At 52.1% G+C, this 15818-nt stretch carries 13 protein-coding genes and 1 riboswitch; of the genes, 10 read left to right on the forward strand and 3 right to left on the reverse strand.

Translation table 11 applies throughout. From position 1 onward, the window contains the following. Window position 1 precedes the first annotated feature (1 nt). Complete coding sequence (locus tag LX87_RS25970; protein WP_111631223.1) at window positions 2-4048, forward strand: hybrid sensor histidine kinase/response regulator transcription factor; 4047 nt, start codon at window positions 2-4, stop codon at window positions 4046-4048. 169 nt (window positions 4049-4217) lie between these two features. Here the strand turns inward: LX87_RS25970 and LX87_RS25975 are convergent, their stop codons facing one another. Continuing rightward, complete coding sequence (locus tag LX87_RS25975; RefSeq protein WP_229310825.1) at window positions 4218-4655, reverse strand: winged helix-turn-helix transcriptional regulator; 438 nt, start codon at window positions 4653-4655, stop codon at window positions 4218-4220. 97 nt (window positions 4656-4752) lie between these two features. On the opposite strand from LX87_RS25975, the gene LX87_RS25980 reads away from it, so the two are divergent. The 7 genes from LX87_RS25980 (at window position 4753) to moeB (ending at window position 11578) form a co-directional block, all read left to right on the forward strand. Next, a complete protein-coding gene (locus LX87_RS25980; RefSeq protein WP_211325374.1) occupies window positions 4753-5496 on the forward strand; it encodes an SDR family NAD(P)-dependent oxidoreductase in 744 nt (247 codons plus the stop codon). Between the two features lie 192 nt (window positions 5497-5688). Then, window positions 5689-5786: riboswitch (TPP riboswitch) on the forward strand. A gap of 84 nt (window positions 5787-5870) precedes the next feature. Then, window positions 5871-6074 (forward strand): sulfur carrier protein ThiS, encoded by a 204-nt coding sequence (thiS, locus tag LX87_RS25985; protein WP_111631225.1) that lies wholly within the window; start codon window positions 5871-5873, stop codon window positions 6072-6074. A gap of 2 nt (window positions 6075-6076) precedes the next feature. Next, complete coding sequence (gene thiC / locus LX87_RS25990; RefSeq protein WP_111631226.1) at window positions 6077-7954, forward strand: phosphomethylpyrimidine synthase ThiC; 1878 nt, start codon at window positions 6077-6079, stop codon at window positions 7952-7954. 15 nt (window positions 7955-7969) lie between these two features. Continuing rightward, window positions 7970-8605 (forward strand): thiamine phosphate synthase, encoded by a 636-nt coding sequence (locus LX87_RS25995; protein WP_111631227.1) that lies wholly within the window; start codon window positions 7970-7972, stop codon window positions 8603-8605. After that, entirely contained in the window at window positions 8602-9387 is a 786-nt protein-coding gene (locus LX87_RS26000) for a thiazole synthase (RefSeq protein ID WP_111631228.1), read from the forward strand. The genes LX87_RS25995 and LX87_RS26000 overlap by 4 nt, the downstream gene beginning before the upstream one ends. Before the next feature lie 2 nt (window positions 9388-9389). Further along, window positions 9390-10529 carry a 2-iminoacetate synthase ThiH gene (gene thiH / locus LX87_RS26005; RefSeq protein WP_111631229.1) on the forward strand — a complete coding sequence of 380 codons (1140 nt, stop codon included), beginning with the start codon at window positions 9390-9392 and terminating at the stop codon, window positions 10527-10529. After that, the gene (gene moeB / locus LX87_RS26010) at window positions 10526-11578 is read left to right on the forward strand and encodes a molybdopterin-synthase adenylyltransferase MoeB (protein ID WP_111631230.1); all 1053 of its coding nucleotides are present in this window, start codon (window positions 10526-10528) and stop codon (window positions 11576-11578) included. Before thiH ends, moeB begins: the two co-directional genes overlap by 4 nt. On the opposite strand, the gene LX87_RS26015 is transcribed toward moeB, so the two are convergent. Continuing rightward, on the reverse strand, window positions 11575-12159 hold the full coding sequence (locus tag LX87_RS26015; RefSeq protein WP_111631231.1) for a thiamine phosphate synthase: 585 nt from the start codon (window positions 12157-12159) through the stop codon (window positions 11575-11577). The genes moeB and LX87_RS26015 overlap by 4 nt on opposite strands. Before the next feature lie 226 nt (window positions 12160-12385). After that, on the reverse strand, window positions 12386-12646 hold the full coding sequence (locus LX87_RS26020) for a hypothetical protein (protein WP_170139460.1): 261 nt from the start codon (window positions 12644-12646) through the stop codon (window positions 12386-12388). 1108 nt (window positions 12647-13754) lie between these two features. Here LX87_RS26020 and LX87_RS26025 point away from each other — a divergent pair. Together LX87_RS26025 and LX87_RS26030 are read left to right on the forward strand one after the other, a co-directional pair. After that, window positions 13755-13979: a hypothetical protein gene (locus tag LX87_RS26025; protein WP_111631233.1), complete on the forward strand. Its 225-nt coding sequence runs from the start codon at window positions 13755-13757 to the stop codon at window positions 13977-13979. 841 nt (window positions 13980-14820) lie between these two features. Then, window positions 14821-15771 (forward strand): lectin-like domain-containing protein, encoded by a 951-nt coding sequence (locus tag LX87_RS26030; protein WP_111631234.1) that lies wholly within the window; start codon window positions 14821-14823, stop codon window positions 15769-15771. Window positions 15772-15818: the final 47 nt, after the last annotated feature.

Consider the following 15818-nt stretch of genomic DNA (forward strand, 5'->3'; position numbering starts at 1 on the left):
AATGAGGTTGTTTGTAAAAATCTATTACCGAAGGATACGGGGGCTGTTTCTGTTGTTGACCAATAGTTATTTATTTGCGCAATCCATTCAATTACCACATCCTGTACCCATTAATTATCAGCAGGGATTACCCCAGGCTTTTGTTACCTCTATTGTGCAGGACCAACAGGGGTTTATCTGGGTAGCCACCCGCGATGGCCTTAGCCGCTATGATGGTCATCAATTTAAAGTATTTCAACCTTCAACGGATGGTCGTCCTTCCCTCTCCTATACCGGTGTCGCCAAATTACGGCTTGATAATCAAGGTCAAATCTGGATTCTTACCGAGCAGGGCGGCATTGACAGGCTGGATCCTAAAACTGAACGATTTACCAATTTCTCCCATCTACCGTTCTTTCAACGTGCCTTCGGGAAGCGTTCCGTTCGGGGCATTTATCCGGATCATCACAACCGGCTGTGGGTATCCTTTGAGAACGACGGTTTGGCCTGTATTGACCTGAAAACCCGTAAGTTCCGGTGGTTTCCGCAAAATAATCATCCAATAACCACGACGATGACCGGCAGAAGCGTGCTGGAAGACAACGATCAGACCGTCTGGATTACGACCAACACCGGATTAGCCTACTTTGATGAACACACGCAACACTTTATAGCCAAATCACCCCGATCCTTGCCGGAAAAAAATCGCATCCACACCCTCGATCAACGACCTACCGGTGAGTTGCTCCTTGGCTCGGAAAACTTTTTTTCCGTCTGGGATACGCATACCGGTACGCTTATCCCGTATGCCTTACCGCCTACGAAGGATGAAAAAGATTACTGGGGCTTCCAGATAGCCCGGGACAGCCGGGGGGCTATATACGCAGCGTACCGAAATTACCTTTTTCGGTATACCGAAGAACAGGGTCTTCAGGTCGTTGCCCATTTTCCGAAGCCCTCCAAACGGTGTCTTAGCCTGTTCATTGACCAGTCGGATGTACTTTGGATGGGCACGGATGGATCGGGTATACTTAAATACGATCTGCGGGCTCATCAGTTTCAAACCGCAACCTACCAAAGCGGTTTCTTCCAGGATCTCCTGCAATGGTGGCTTGACGTTTCTCCGCAACTTATCCCGAAAGAACGGATGATTGACCCCTACTTTTTTCGGTACACGATTGATCAGCGGGGAATAGCCTGGCTCAATACGGGGTTGTCGGTGGGTTACCGGGTTGATTTAACGACGCGTCAGCTGGTGAAGATTCCTTTCCCCGCCCGCTGGCCCAACAGTCCCAAACCTACCAAGCCGATGGTTACTGACGAACAGAATCGGGTGCTGGTGCTGGATGCGGGCCAACTCTGGCGCTATGAACCCAACCGGAAAGAATGGATTCGTATGCCTCACCAGTTTGATCCGGCCCATACCGGCGAAGTGGTGCAGATGGTGATTGATCCGCAGGCTTTCTGGCTGGCTACCGCCCAGAACGGGCTCTTTCGACTCGATCGGCGCACGAACCAGTTGCGCCAGTTTGTCCACCAGCCTTCCCGTCCGACTTCGCTAAACAGTAATGTGTTAATCAGTCTGTCAAACGACCCGGATGATCCAAACCGCCTATGGATCGGTACGTTTGGAAGTGGCCTGTGTGTATTCGATAAACAAACCGGTTCGAGTCGGCGTCTGACCACCGTAAACGGTCTTCCCAATAATGTGATTTATTCGGTCATACCGGACCAGAACGGTTATTTATGGATGGGAACCAACCAGGGACTGTGCCGTCTGAACCGTCGAACGTTCCAGACCAAAACCTACACCCACGAGGATGGGCTGCTGGCCGATGAATTCAATCGGTTTCACTACCTGCACTTACCCAGACGCGGGCCCACCAACGAGTCCATCATCATGGCCGGTCTGGAAGGCTTCACGGCTTTTCATCCAGCCGGGCTGGCCGACGACCGCTTTCAGCCGAAGGTTGAACTGACGCAACTGCTGATCAATAACAAAACCATTGTACCCGGAGACAATTCGCCACTCACCCAACCCATTCAGGCGGTTGACCGAATCGAACTGCCCCATAACCAGAACTTTCTGACCATTCGGTTTGCGGCTCTGCAATTCAACAACACGCCCAAAAACCGCTACCGCTACCAGCTTCAGGGACTGGATGCCAACTGGATAGAAACCGATCAGCCCCAGACTATTTACACGTCTTTACCGCCGGGTCGATACACCCTGCTGCTGAATGCGTCGAACACCTCCCAGATCTGGAGTCCCCGGATACGCCGGTTAGCCATTACGATTCATCCGCCCTGGTGGGCAACCTGGTGGGCCTATGGGTTGTACGTTCTGGCCGCAGCGGGTCTTGTCGGGGCGTTCGTTCGTTCGTATATCAACCGCCTGCGGTTACGGCAGACGATGGAATTACATTTGCAGAAAATTGCCTTCCAGAACAAAGAAACCCAGCAACTCAGGTCGTTGGATGAGCTGAAAACCCGCTTCTTTACCAACATTACCCATGAGTTCCGTACGCCACTGACCCTGATTCTGGCCCCCGTCGAATCCTTACTGACCGAATTACAGCATACGCCGTACGCCAAGCGGCTGGGCTTGATCAGCCGGAACGCCAAGCAGTTGCTGGGCCTTATTAACCAGTTGCTGGACCTGACCAAACTCGACGCCCACCTCATGCTTGTTGAAGAGACCATTGGCTGGCCGGGGTTATTTGTCAAAAACCTGATCCAGCCATTTGAAGAGTTAGCCCAGGCCAAAAATATTCAGCTAACCTACACGACCGAGGTGCATTCGCCTTACTGGTTTGACCACGAAAAGCTGGAACGAATTATCAGTAATCTGCTTTCCAATGCAATTAAGTTTACTTCCGGCACGGCCCGCGATCATTCTGCTGGAAAAGTGGCCGTGTGTTTACTCGAAAGAAACGGCTTGCTGTTGACGGTAACCGATACCGGAATTGGCATCCCTCCCCAGCAGCTTCCCCACATCTTTGATCGCTTCTATCAGGCCGATGATTCCAGAACGCGCCAGCAACAGGGAACGGGCATCGGTCTGGCCCTGGTAAAAGAACTGGTGGAGTTGCTCGAAGGACACATCACCGTTATTCCACTGGATGCCAGCGAATCACCCTGGCAGACACGCTTTCAGGTCTGGCTGCCCTGCCGACCGGCGGCATCCCATCAGCCCGCCCCGGATCATACCGATTCTCCGCTCTCGGGCACCGAACCTTCGATTGTCAGGGTTCCGTGGCTTTCCGCTCCACCCGTATTGAAACCAGAAGAAAAGGCCGCCGGGCCCAAAGAAGCACCCCTGCTTCTGGTGGTAGAAGACAACGATGAACTGGCCGAATTCATTGCCGACAATCTACCCCCGACCTATCGCATCATCCGGGCGTCCAACGGAGCCGAAGGCGTGAAACTAGCCTTCGATGAAATTCCGGATCTGGTGATTAGTGATGTGCTGATGCCCGTCATGGATGGTTATACGTTATGCCAGCACATCAAACAGGACGAGCGCACCAGCCACATTCCGGTTATTTTACTGACGGCAAAAGCAACCCTGGAAAGCCGTTTTGAAGGGCTTTCACGCGGGGCTGACGATTATCTAACCAAGCCGTTTCACGTACAGGAACTGCAATTGCGGGTACATAACCGGCTTGAAAGACAACGCCGGATGCGGACCTGGGTAAAAGCTTCGCTGGAATCGCATACGGATTTGCCCGACTCAGTGGACTCGGTGCCTACGGACCCCTTTCTAGAGAAGGTCTACGGAATCATCGAAAAACACCTGGAAAATTCCAACTTTGGCGTGGAAGAACTGGCGGCTGAAATTGCCATAAGCCGCACGACGTTAAACCGAAAACTGAAAGCCTTAACGGGCTTAGCCACCCGCGATCTGATCCGCAACTACCGTCTCCGGCAGGCGAGGGAGTTGCTTCGTCAGGGGTACAATAGCTCGGAGACGGCCTACCGGGTTGGCTTCGAAAGCCCGGCCTATTTTACCAAAAGCTTTCGGGAGCTTTATGGCGTGACCCCACTGGAGTATGCCCGACAGTTCTGATGGGTTAGCAATTCAGCCGCCGTTATTGCGCTCATCCTTGGAAAGATAATTTGAGATGATACCCTTTGAATCTGAACAGGGTAATGTCTGCGAAAAGTCGCAGATCGAGGCTACAAAAGCCACAATGCAACCGGTGATCGCGACTTTTGTGGCGGCTGCCTGAGAGACGTCAGTCGAGCCCGCACTCATTTTGGCATACCCGGGCTGTTCGTTCGTCCTGACTGGTTTGATGAGCCAGCAATTCATTGGCGATTTGTTTCTTCCCCCAATTGTGTAAGTGCGCTATAAACGGAATCAATTCCTGCCCGGTATCGCTCAGCGAATATTCAACCTTGGGGGGGACTTCATGGTACATTTTTCGGATGATCAGTTTGTCGTCTTCCAGTTCCCGTAAGGTCTGGGTAAGCATTTTAGTGGTAATATCAGGCAAGGTTCTGCTCAGCTCGCCATAACGCAATACCGTTTTTAAGTTCAAATACCACAAAATCCGCGCTTTGTACTTTCCCCCGATGCGCTTAAAGGCATAATCAACAGCACAGGGTTGTATCGGCTCAGAAACCTTTGATTTATTTTTCATTTTAATCAACTCTAAAATACTGATAATCAATAATAGATACTTTTTCGTACATAAGATACTAAAAAGTACATACTTGCCACAAATATACTAATCATTCTACTATTGCAGCTCATTAGAAGAAATCAAGATGAACTTAAAAGACAAAGTGGCCTTAGTTACAGGCTCATCCAAAGGAATTGGTGCCGGAATTGCAAAAGCATTGGCAAAGGCAGGTGCAAAAGTGGTGATCAATTATGTTTCAAGTAAAGAAGGTGGCGACCGGGTTGTGGACGAGATTACACAAAATGGAGGGACTGCCATTGCTATTCAGGCCGATATTACCAGATCAGCCGATGTAAAAAGACTGTTTGAAAAAACTAAAAATGCTTTTGGCAGGCTGGATATTTTAGTCAACAATGCCGGTGTTTATAAACTCGAACCCCTGGAAGCCGTTACCGAGGATAGTTTTTATGCCCAGGTAAACACGCACTTTCTGGGCAATGTGTTGTGCACGCAACACGCCGTTGACCTCTTTGGCGACGATGGGGGCAGTATCATCAACATCAGTTCTACCGTAAGCCAGAATCCGGTTCCGGGTACGATGGTTTACTCGGCGGCAAAAGCAGGAGTTGATACCATGACCAAAGTACTGGCGAAAGAACTGGGCGCCAAGAAAATCCGGGTGAACACCATTGCACCGGGTATGACAGAGACCGAAGGCACCCGCGAGGCTATCAGGGGCAGCGATTTAGAGAAGCAAATGCTGGCGATTACGCCACTGGGTCGCCTGGGTCAACCCGAGGACATTGCCAAAGTTGCCGTTTTCCTGGCGTCTGATGAGGCAGCCTGGGTAACCGGTGAACGAATTACGGTTGCTGGTGGGTTGTTGTAAGCGTCTTTACAAGTATCAAAAAGTGCTGTCCTTCCAGGGATGGTATTTTTTGTTTCTGGCTTCTTTGTCAACCAGCTTGGGTAACGGAAGATAGCCTTCAGAAAGCGATGAAGTTCCGCAAAATTTCCCCCTGATGCCGTCGGACAGCTACAAGTTGGCACTTCTTTCCTATATTTGCTCCGCTTAACACAAGCCAAACTTTAGGGGTGTCCGCCTTTGGGCGGGCTGAGATGATACCCTTTGAACCTGAACAGGGTAATGCCTGCGAAGGGAAAAGTGATCCCATAGACCAATCGGTACGCTCCGGCGTCGATTGCGATCATTCGTCTTCATCCTCCCTGCTGTTTGGCCAAACCGAAACCGGTTGCCAACTCATGCAAGTCAAACTCAACTCTCAATTCGTCGATTGTCCGCCAGCCGGTACGCTGCTGGTCTTGTTGCAGACGCTCGGCCTGTCCGACCGAAAAGGCATTGCCGTGGCCTGCAACGACCGCATTATTCCGCGCGCCCACTGGAGTCAGACGCTTCTTCAGGAAAACGATTCCATCACCCTCATCCAAGCCACGCAGGGCGGATAAGTATGAGCCAGAAAACCGAAAAACTACCCGCACAGCAGACCATCACGCGTCAGCCCCTTACCGGTTCGCGCAAAATTTACGTTCCCGGTTCGTTGCACAACATCCAGGTCGCCATGCGTGAAATTGCCGTTTCGGATACCATCAGCCACCTGAACGGTCAGGAGATCCGGACCGCCAATGCCCCCGTTACCGTCTACGACACCAGCGGTCCTTATACCGATCCGGCGGTGCCGATTGACCTGAAAAAAGGCTTGCCCCGGTTGCGGGAGTCCTGGATTCGGGACCGTAAGGATGTTGAGCAGTTGCCGGATTTCTCATCTGTCTACTGCCGTCAGCGCATGGCCGATACCCGTTTGGATTCGTTACGGTTTGAGCACATTCGTAAGCCGTTACGAGCGAAACCGGGTCAGAATGTCACGCAGTTGCACTATGCGCGCAAAGGAATCATTACGCCGGAGATGGAATACATTGCCATTCGGGAAAATCAGCGCATTGATGCCATCCGGGGTGCCGACGCGCTGAAAGCGCAGCATTCTGGCAACAGCTTCGGAGCCAACACGCCGAAAGGCATCATAACGCCGGAGTTTGTCCGGCAGGAGGTAGCCGCCGGCCGGGCTATTATTCCGGCCAATATTAACCACCCGGAAAGTGAGCCAATGATCATTGGCCGCAATTTTCTGGTCAAAATCAACACCAACATCGGCAATTCGGTGGTCACCTCCAGCATTGAGGAGGAGGTCGAGAAAGCCGTGTGGAGCTGCCGCTGGGGCGGTGATACGCTGATGGATCTGTCGACGGGCAAACACATTCACGAAACCCGGGAGTGGATTATCCGCAACTGCCCCGTCCCCGTGGGAACCGTACCCATTTACCAGGCCCTCGAAAAAGTAAACGGTAAAGCCGAAGACCTGACCTGGGAGCTTTTCCGCGACACACTTATTGAGCAGGCCGAACAGGGTGTCGATTATTTCACGATCCACGCGGGCGTCCGGCTGCGCTACATTCCGTTGACGGCCAGACGGGTAACGGGCATTGTCTCGCGGGGCGGCAGCATTCTGGCCAAATGGTGTCTGGCCCACCATCAGGAAAACTTCCTGTATACCCACTTTGAGGAAATCTGCGAGATCATGAAAGCCTACGACGTGGCGTTTTCGCTGGGCGACGGTCTGCGGCCCGGCTCCATTGCCGACGCCAACGACGCGGCCCAATTTGCCGAACTCGAAACGCTGGGTGAGCTAACGAAGATTGCCTGGAAACACGATGTGCAGGTGATGATTGAAGGACCGGGCCACGTGCCCATGCACCTCATCAAGGAGAACATGGAAAAACAGCTTCAGCACTGCGACGAAGCACCGTTTTACACCCTCGGCCCCCTGACCACCGATGTAGCACCCGGTTATGACCACATTACCTCTGCCATCGGGGCCGCTATGATTGGCTGGTATGGAACAGCCATGCTCTGCTACGTAACGCCAAAAGAACACCTGGGCCTGCCCAACAAAAAAGATGTTAAAGACGGGGTGATTACCTACAAGATTGCCGCCCACGCAGCCGACCTGGCCAAAGGCCATCCGGGGGCGCAATACCGCGACAATGCCCTGAGCAAGGCCCGCTTTGAGTTTCGTTGGGAAGACCAGTTTAACCTGTCGCTGGACCCCGACACGGCGCGGTCCTTCCACGATGAGACGTTACCGGCGGAAGGAGCCAAAATCGCTCATTTCTGCTCCATGTGCGGCCCTCATTTCTGTTCGATGAAAATTACGCAGGATGTACGTGCGTATGCCCAGCAACAGGGGTTGGAAGAAACCGAAGTTCTGGATAAAGCGATGGAGGCCAAAGCTAAGGAGTTTGTCAAACAAGGCGCTCAGATTTATCAATAAGACGCAAAAACGTGCATGAAAATTAGTCAATTACACTATATAACAGCCTCCCCCGAACAGGCCGAAGCGGCTTGCCGGGCGGGGGTAGACTGGGTTCAGTTGCGGGTTAAAAACCGCAATACTGCCGACTGGAAGGCGCTGGCCCTCGAAACGCTGGCGGTATGCCGACAATACAACGCCCGGCTAATCATCAACGACAACGTAACGTTAGCCGCTGAACTGGGTGCCGACGGGGTTCATGTCGGCAAAGAAGACCTGCCCGTAGCCGAAGCCCGGCGAAGGCTGGGTGATTCGGTGATCATCGGCGGCACGGCCAACACCCTGGATGACATTCGGGCCCACCATGCCGCCGGAGCCGACTACATCGGGCTGGGACCATACCGGTTTACAACCACGAAGGAAAAACTGAGTCCCATCCTGGGCCTGGAGGGCTACCGCCACCTGTTGACTACCTGTTCTTCGGAAGGAATTTCATTGCCGATCATCGCCATTGGAGGAATCGAGGTGGACGATGTTCCGGCACTCCTTCGGGAAGGTGTACACGGCATTGCCGTTTCGGGGGCCATTACCCGTGAGCCAGCCAGTCAGGTACCCGCGTTTTGGCAGGCCATTCAAACCGCTACTTCTTTTTCAATTCTGGAAAACCGATGACACACCTACTTTCACAACCTTTGCAGATTGCGGATAAAACTTTTTCGTCGCGCCTGTTCACCGGTACCGGCAAGTTTAGCTCGACCGACCAGATGGAAGCCGCCCTGCTGGCATCCGGCTCCGAACTGGTTACGGTGGCGCTGAAACGCGTTGATCTGACCACCGACAACGACGATACGCTGCTGCACCTGAAGGCCCCGCATCTGCACCTGCTGCCCAACACCTCGGGGGTACGCACCGCCCGCGAAGCCGTGTTTGCGGCTCAGTTGGCCCGCGAGGCCCTCGAAACCAACTGGCTCAAGCTGGAAATCCACCCCGACCCCCGGTACCTGCTGCCCGATCCGGTCGAAACGCTGAAAGCCGCCGAAGAACTGGTCAAGCTGGGATTTGTCGTATTGCCCTACATCCATGCCGACCCGGTGTTGTGCAAACGGCTTGAAGCCGTGGGGGTAGCCGCCGTGATGCCGTTGGGAGCGCCCATTGGCTCGAACCGGGGTTTGCGGACGCTGGATTTCCTGGAAATTATCATCGAGCAAAGCCGGGTGCCGGTGGTGGTCGATGCGGGCATTGGCGCACCGTCGCACGCTGCGGCTGCGATGGAACTGGGTGCCGATGCGGTACTGGTCAATACGGCCATTGCCGTGGCCGACAATCCCGTACAGATGGCCATTGCCTTTAAAATGGCCGTAGAAGCCGGGCGGCTGGCTTACGAAGCCCGGTTGGCAGCCTCGTCGCCGACGGCCGTAGCCAGTAGTCCTTTCACCGCTTTTCTGGAAGAGTAACGATGTTTAGCGAATTGTTAGAACAGTATCGGTGGCCGGAAATCAAGCAGGCCATTGAAACGAAAACCCGCCGGGATGTGGAGGTAGCACTGGCCCGAACCGACCGGACGATGGCTGATTTTCAGGCGCTGATTTCCCCGGCAGCGGCTCCTTATCTGGAAGAAATGGCCCGGCAAAGCCACCATCTGACCCAGCAACGGTTTGGTAAAACCATGCAGTTGTATGCTCCGCTGTATTTGTCCAACGAGTGTCAGAACATCTGTACGTACTGCGCCTTTAGCGTCGATAACAAAATCCGGCGACGGACACTGAACGACGAAGAGATTCTGCGCGAAGCCGACGCGCTGAAAGCGATGGGGTATCAGCACGTCCTGCTGGTGACGGGGGAGGCCAACCAAACCGTCGGGGTGCCGTATCTGAAAAATGCCATTCGCCTGTTGCGCAGCCGGTTTGCCCATATTTCGATGGAGGTGCAGCCGCTCGAGCAGGCTGCCTACGAGGAACTGATACCGGAAGGGCTGCACACGGTGCTGGTGTATCAGGAAACCTACGACCGTGACAGTTATAAAATCCACCATCCCAAAGGCAAAAAAGCCAGTTATCAATACCGGGTGGAAACCCCCGACCGACTGGGCCGTGCGGGCATCCATAAGATGGGTCTGGGAACCTTACTGGGCCTGTCGGACTGGCGCACCGACAGCTTTTTTACGGCCCTGCACCTGCATTATCTGGAGCGCACCTATTGGCAAACCCGCTACAGCCTGTCGTTTCCGCGTCTGCGGCCTATTGATGTGCTGGGAGCCGAGGGCGTAACCTCCCGGGACTTCGGTAACTGCCTGACCGACCGCGAACTGGTTCAGTTAATTTGTGCCTACCGGCTGTTCAGTCCGGAGGTTGAACTGTCGCTGTCGACGCGCGAAAGCCCCACGTTCCGGGATCACATTATTCGACTTGGTATCACCAGCATCAGCGCGGGGTCAAAGACCAATCCGGGTGGTTATGCCGTTGAACCGCAGTCGCTCGAACAGTTTGAAATTTCCGACGAACGCTCACCGGCTGAAATGGCGGAGGTGATCCGGCGGGCCGGTTACGAACCCGTCTGGAAAGATTGGGACGCCAGCTTAATGATCGTATATCCATGACACAGATCGAACAGGAACGTTATAGCCGCCATCTGCTTTTACCCGAAATTGGGCTGGAAGGACAGCAAAAGTTGAAAAATGCCCGGGTGCTGGTGATCGGCGCGGGCGGATTGGGTTGTCCAGTACTCCAATACCTGACAGCCGCCGGAATTGGCACCATTGGGGTAGCCGATGGCGATACCGTCGCCCTGAGCAACCTCCAGCGGCAGATTCTTTTTTCGACCGCCGATGTTGGCAAACCGAAGGCTCATGCGGCTATTGCCCGGCTACAGGAGCAAAATCCGCTGATCCAGTTTCGGGCTCATCCGGATTTTTTGACCAGCGAAAACGCGCTGGAGTGGATCGCCGGTTATGGTGTGGTGGTGGATGGTTCGGACAATTTTGCCACCCGGTATCTGGTCAATGATGCCTGCGTGATGCTAAACAAACCGTTGGTGTTTGGGTCTATTTATCGGTTTGAAGGGCAGGTTAGCGTGTTTAATGTCGGTGACGGCCCCACCTACCGTTGTCTTTATCCCGATCCGAGCGACTTACCGGCCTGCGCCGAAGCCGGAGTTCTGGGCGTCCTGCCCGGAATTACCGGTTGTTTGATGGCCAATGAGGTAATCAAGTTGATTACGAGTACGGGCGAACTGCTAAGCGGGAAGCTACTGATTTTTAACGCGATGCAAATGCAGTTTCAGACCTTCGGGTTGGTGGCTGACCCTGCCAACAAACGGATTACCGGGTTATCAGCCGATCAACCGGTTTGCGCCCCGCCGGTTCTGGAAATTACGTATGATGAATACGTAGAACGTTTGGAACAGGAAACCGATCTGCTTTTGATTGATGTTCGCGAGCCGGAAGAAGCCGCCCGCCGAACGCTGGGTGGCCAGTTGATTCCACTGGCTCAGGTGCTGGCTCAACCGGACCTGATTCCGGCCAATCGAGCCGTCATTATCTATTGTCAGTCGGGAGTACGGAGTAAAAAAGCCGTTGAGTTTCTGCAAGCGCAGGGTTTTCAGGAGGTAGCGAGTTTAAAAGGCGGTTTGAGCGCAATCCCCGTTTAAGCGATCTGCTGAACCAACTCCCGTACGGCTTGAGCCGGGTCCGGGCTTTCCCATAAAGCGCCCAATACGGCCGCTCCGTCGAATCCGGCCTGCTGCACCCGAGCCATGTTGTCACGTTGGATTCCGCCCAGACCGATCAATCTGGGCAACTTTTCGGATGATCGACGGAGTGCCTGAATCCGATTGGCCTGTTCTTCCAGCGTCAGGGTCGGGCCATAGCCCGGCTTGCTGATGCTGGGAAAAAGCGGGCTGTAAAATACCGTTTCGACCCGTCCGGCCAGCGCGGGCCAGTGGGCCAGATCATGTATACTGGTCGAAAAAGCGCGGCTGTCGGGAGATGCCTGCCGCCGGGCCGACTCTTTCCAGTGAAGCCGGAAACCCGTATTCAGCACGGGAAAAGGCAGAATCAGTTGTGCCTGATACGGCTGTAAAGCCTCTCGGTCTAGCTGCCGCCGTAGCTCCTTCGAATCAGGTTGGCGAATGTACAAATACGATAACCCGGCCTGAAAAAGCGCCGGAATCAAATTCCACAGGTTATCAGAATGGGCAGAAGGAGTAACGCCAATTACGAGGAATGGCATCGTTCAGCAAAAGATGGTTCATTACAAAAATAGAGTTCCATTTCCATTAAACCCATGATAGCTACTCTCCTGCAAGGATGCGCTAAATGGGTTCAGGGCTACTGTGTCCGAACGCCAGCCGGTAACCATAAGCTCCTACCCCGAATTCGCTTACGTAAACGCTGGTTCCAAAATGCCGGTCAAACCGAAGCAAATAGCAATCTGAAAGCAGGAAAGCCGCAAGCTTTTACAGTTGTTCCGGGCTTAAAATCTGCTGATATTCCAGCTCCAGCGTTCGCATGTGAACCCCGATCGGTCTACCGTCAAACGCTGCCATCGGCAATTCAAAGCGCTTCCCCTCATCATCCAGCATAAAGATATTATATAGCTGAAAACCGGCTAACATCAGGTCATTTAAGATATCCATATGCTGTTCAAGATGAGGAGAACAAAAGCTATGGGAATTCATCTCGCCTTCGGAAGATAAAATGGAAAAAAAGAGCCACATCGTTCACTAACCACTAAGTAAATACTGAGGACGTAGGGCAAAAAAGAAGCCAAATTTATTTTATTCCTGAATAGTAAGTAATCGGTATGTGCCCTTAAAACGGAAGAACCCGGCCATTGGTGGCCGGGTTCTTCCGTTTTTTGCCTGAAGGAACGACGTGTACGATACAGATTATGCCAAAGTTGCAAGTATACAGGCAATACCAGTTACGGCCATTAAGACAAGCACGGCCCATAGGGCGTGTTCATTAACGGTAGAATCACGACGAATCATAGAGTAAGAGTTACGGTAAGTTACGGTATTTAACAGACAGCAAATTTACAATTATTTCATCATATATCTACCGTACAACATAAAATCAAGCCTTTTAATAGGTATTAATAGAGATAAATCAACAAAGGCGCTGACCTCCCTGCCCTATCTGGTCATTGTTCTGAACCATCCAGCACACCGCATTGAAAGCCGCTCAAGGCCGACTCGCCGAAAAGATCGGATCAGGCAGGACCAATCTCCCGGGAGAGTATCCGTAAGCCGTTGCGGTGGTCGGCCCGACAGGTCATTTCGGCCTTTATGGCTAAAAATTGCCCTCAAAATTTATTATACGCGGTCATTTTGACCCCATCCCGGCATCTTAATTGATGCTTATGTTACTACAGGCGCAGTTTAAACAGACGCTCCTGCCTACCCACCAACTATATTTTGACGCCGATTTTTCGACTGCTGATGCCCAAACCAATCAAACCACCCGCTGGTCCTAAAGACTGGACGGGGCCTTTAATTTGGTCAGGCGTATTGCTGGGAACCACCATTAGCCTTGGTTTACTTATCAAGTTACTCGTGCATTCCGTCGCTTACGTACTGGCTATTTTCGGCACAATAGGTACAATTGCTCTTTTTTGCCATTCGTATATCAGAAGTAAAAAACAGGAATGATGACCGGACGCTACGCTGCTCTTCCAACAATTTGTTTACCAAAAGTCCTGGCGCGGTTTTACGACATTCCCCGGAAAATGCCCCGAATGGGGCTTAAAAGCGGAATGTCTACAGTCATAGAAGCTTTGCTTGCCTTAACCCAGAAACAGATTTTTAAAGTTTAAAACTCAACGTTATGAAAAAATATATCCTTTTAGTAGGGTCGCTTGCCGTTGTTTTCGCCGTTGCCACCCTGACCTGCGGTGGTTTTCTCTCTTTCATCTTTGGAATGGTTGCCTTCACGCTTGCGGTATGTGCCGCGGTGCTTTCATCCCATGCACAGGTCGATGCCAACAATAACCCAATTCCAAAAGAACCCGTAACCGCCAGACCGTCCCGACTCGCCGGATTTCCGATCTAAACAAACGGCTGCCCAGCCGCAACCGCCACTGAATAAAGGTTAAATCCTGCGCAGGAGCCCAATCTGACCTCAGGTTAGCAAGCTCTTACGTGCCCTGACACAGGAGTTAGTAAGGCTCCGGGCAGTTGTGCATTTCTTGTGGACAAATCCGTCGTTTTGAGAAATTATCAGGCTATTTTTCTTTTTAAGCCATTTCCTCAACTTATAACGGAGAAATAGGATTTTTTTTATTTTACCAATCCTGAAACTGGCTAATCTCGACAGGTTCCGGAAAGTCCAGACTTTTATAAGGAAAGCGAAGCCCGCGGCCTAACGTTTTCATCGGTGGATACCAACCGCCTATATAAGCTATATCAGGTTGATATTCTATGTAGGTCAAGGGGATACAACCTACAGGGCAGAAAAAGTCAGTTAACTATAATATCAGTTAGTCAATATTACTTGTTATAGCTCAAAAGCATTCCAGGAAACCCGTTATACTCCACTACCCTATAATAGTACATTAGCTTTACCTGAAGCCCTCCTGTTTACGTGGCCGAAGAGTTTTGAAACCTTCCGGCGTCTGGCAAAGCATGGCCAATAATGTCTGACAAATAGCCATACCGATTAAGAGTAGAGCCTGGTGGAGAGGTCGGGCCGGTGGAGCGATCTAACGCTTGATCAGGCTGCGCCCCGTCCGGTTTTATTCCAAATCAGGGTTCCGATAAAGAGCCACTTCTCTGCTGAATAGCCGTCATGACTCTATAATTTAATGAAAGTATATCACTATCCATAGGATTTGCGTTTGTTAACGATCTGCTTACTAATTTGAGGTAGGTATACTGCAAACGGTGCCATTTTCATGCGATCGTTTTTACTTCTGGTTCTACTGGCAGGGTATTTAACCGGATTCCCGACTTTCCTGTACGGGCAATACCGACTGATGGGGAACGCGCAGCCGGGCCAGTCGGACAATTGTTATGTTATCACTACCGACACCTCCATGCAGGCCGGAGCGGTCTGGAATACGCAGCCAATTGACCTTTCCGAATCCCACACCTGGGAATTTACCGTCAATCTGGGTCATAATCCGGAAGGAGGTGAAGGGCTCGTTTTTGTCTTACAGGCCCAAAATCTGGATGCCCTCGGTGGCCGTGCGGGTTCGCTGGGTTATACCGGCATCCGTCCTTCCATCGGTATTGAATTTGATACCGATACGGGCAATTTTGATAACATCGCCATTAACAAAAATGGCACCATCACTCACGACCTGGCCGGTCCGGTCCCGGCGTTTTCAAACTTTGCGACCTTAAAAGATGGCCGTGATCATTTTGTCCGGATCGAATGGAACGCTGCGGCAACGACCCTTCGAATCTTTCTCGATTGTGAATTAAAAATGACCAAAACCGTTGATCTGGTTAAAAACATCTTCGCTGACCGTCCGCAGGTCTGGTGGGGAATGACCGGCTCAACCGGGCCGGAGTCCAACGCAAACACACAACGGGTTTGCTTCCAGGTTCCCTCCTGCTCACCGGTTGTTTATATCCCGGACGTTTTCTCTCCGAACGCCGATGGAACGAACGATCATCTGGAGATCAAAACGAAGGATGAATTAACCATTGAACTGACGGTTTTTAACCGGTGGGGCGAAATCGTTTTTCAGTCTCATTCGCTCGAAAACACCTGGAATGGCACCTACCAGAATGCCGAATGTGCTCCCGGCACCTACACCTACAAGCTGACTTACCAGCGTGCGGACCTGACAGATAGCCCGATTTATCAGCAGACTGGCCATGTGTTGCTGGTCCGGTAAACTCAAATCCGGCGGTGTTCCCCGCTTTTTATGAAGCCTCTGATAAA

The organism is Larkinella arboricola (genome assembly GCF_003259745.1).
Lineage (GTDB): Bacteria > Bacteroidota > Bacteroidia > Cytophagales > Spirosomataceae > Larkinella > Larkinella arboricola.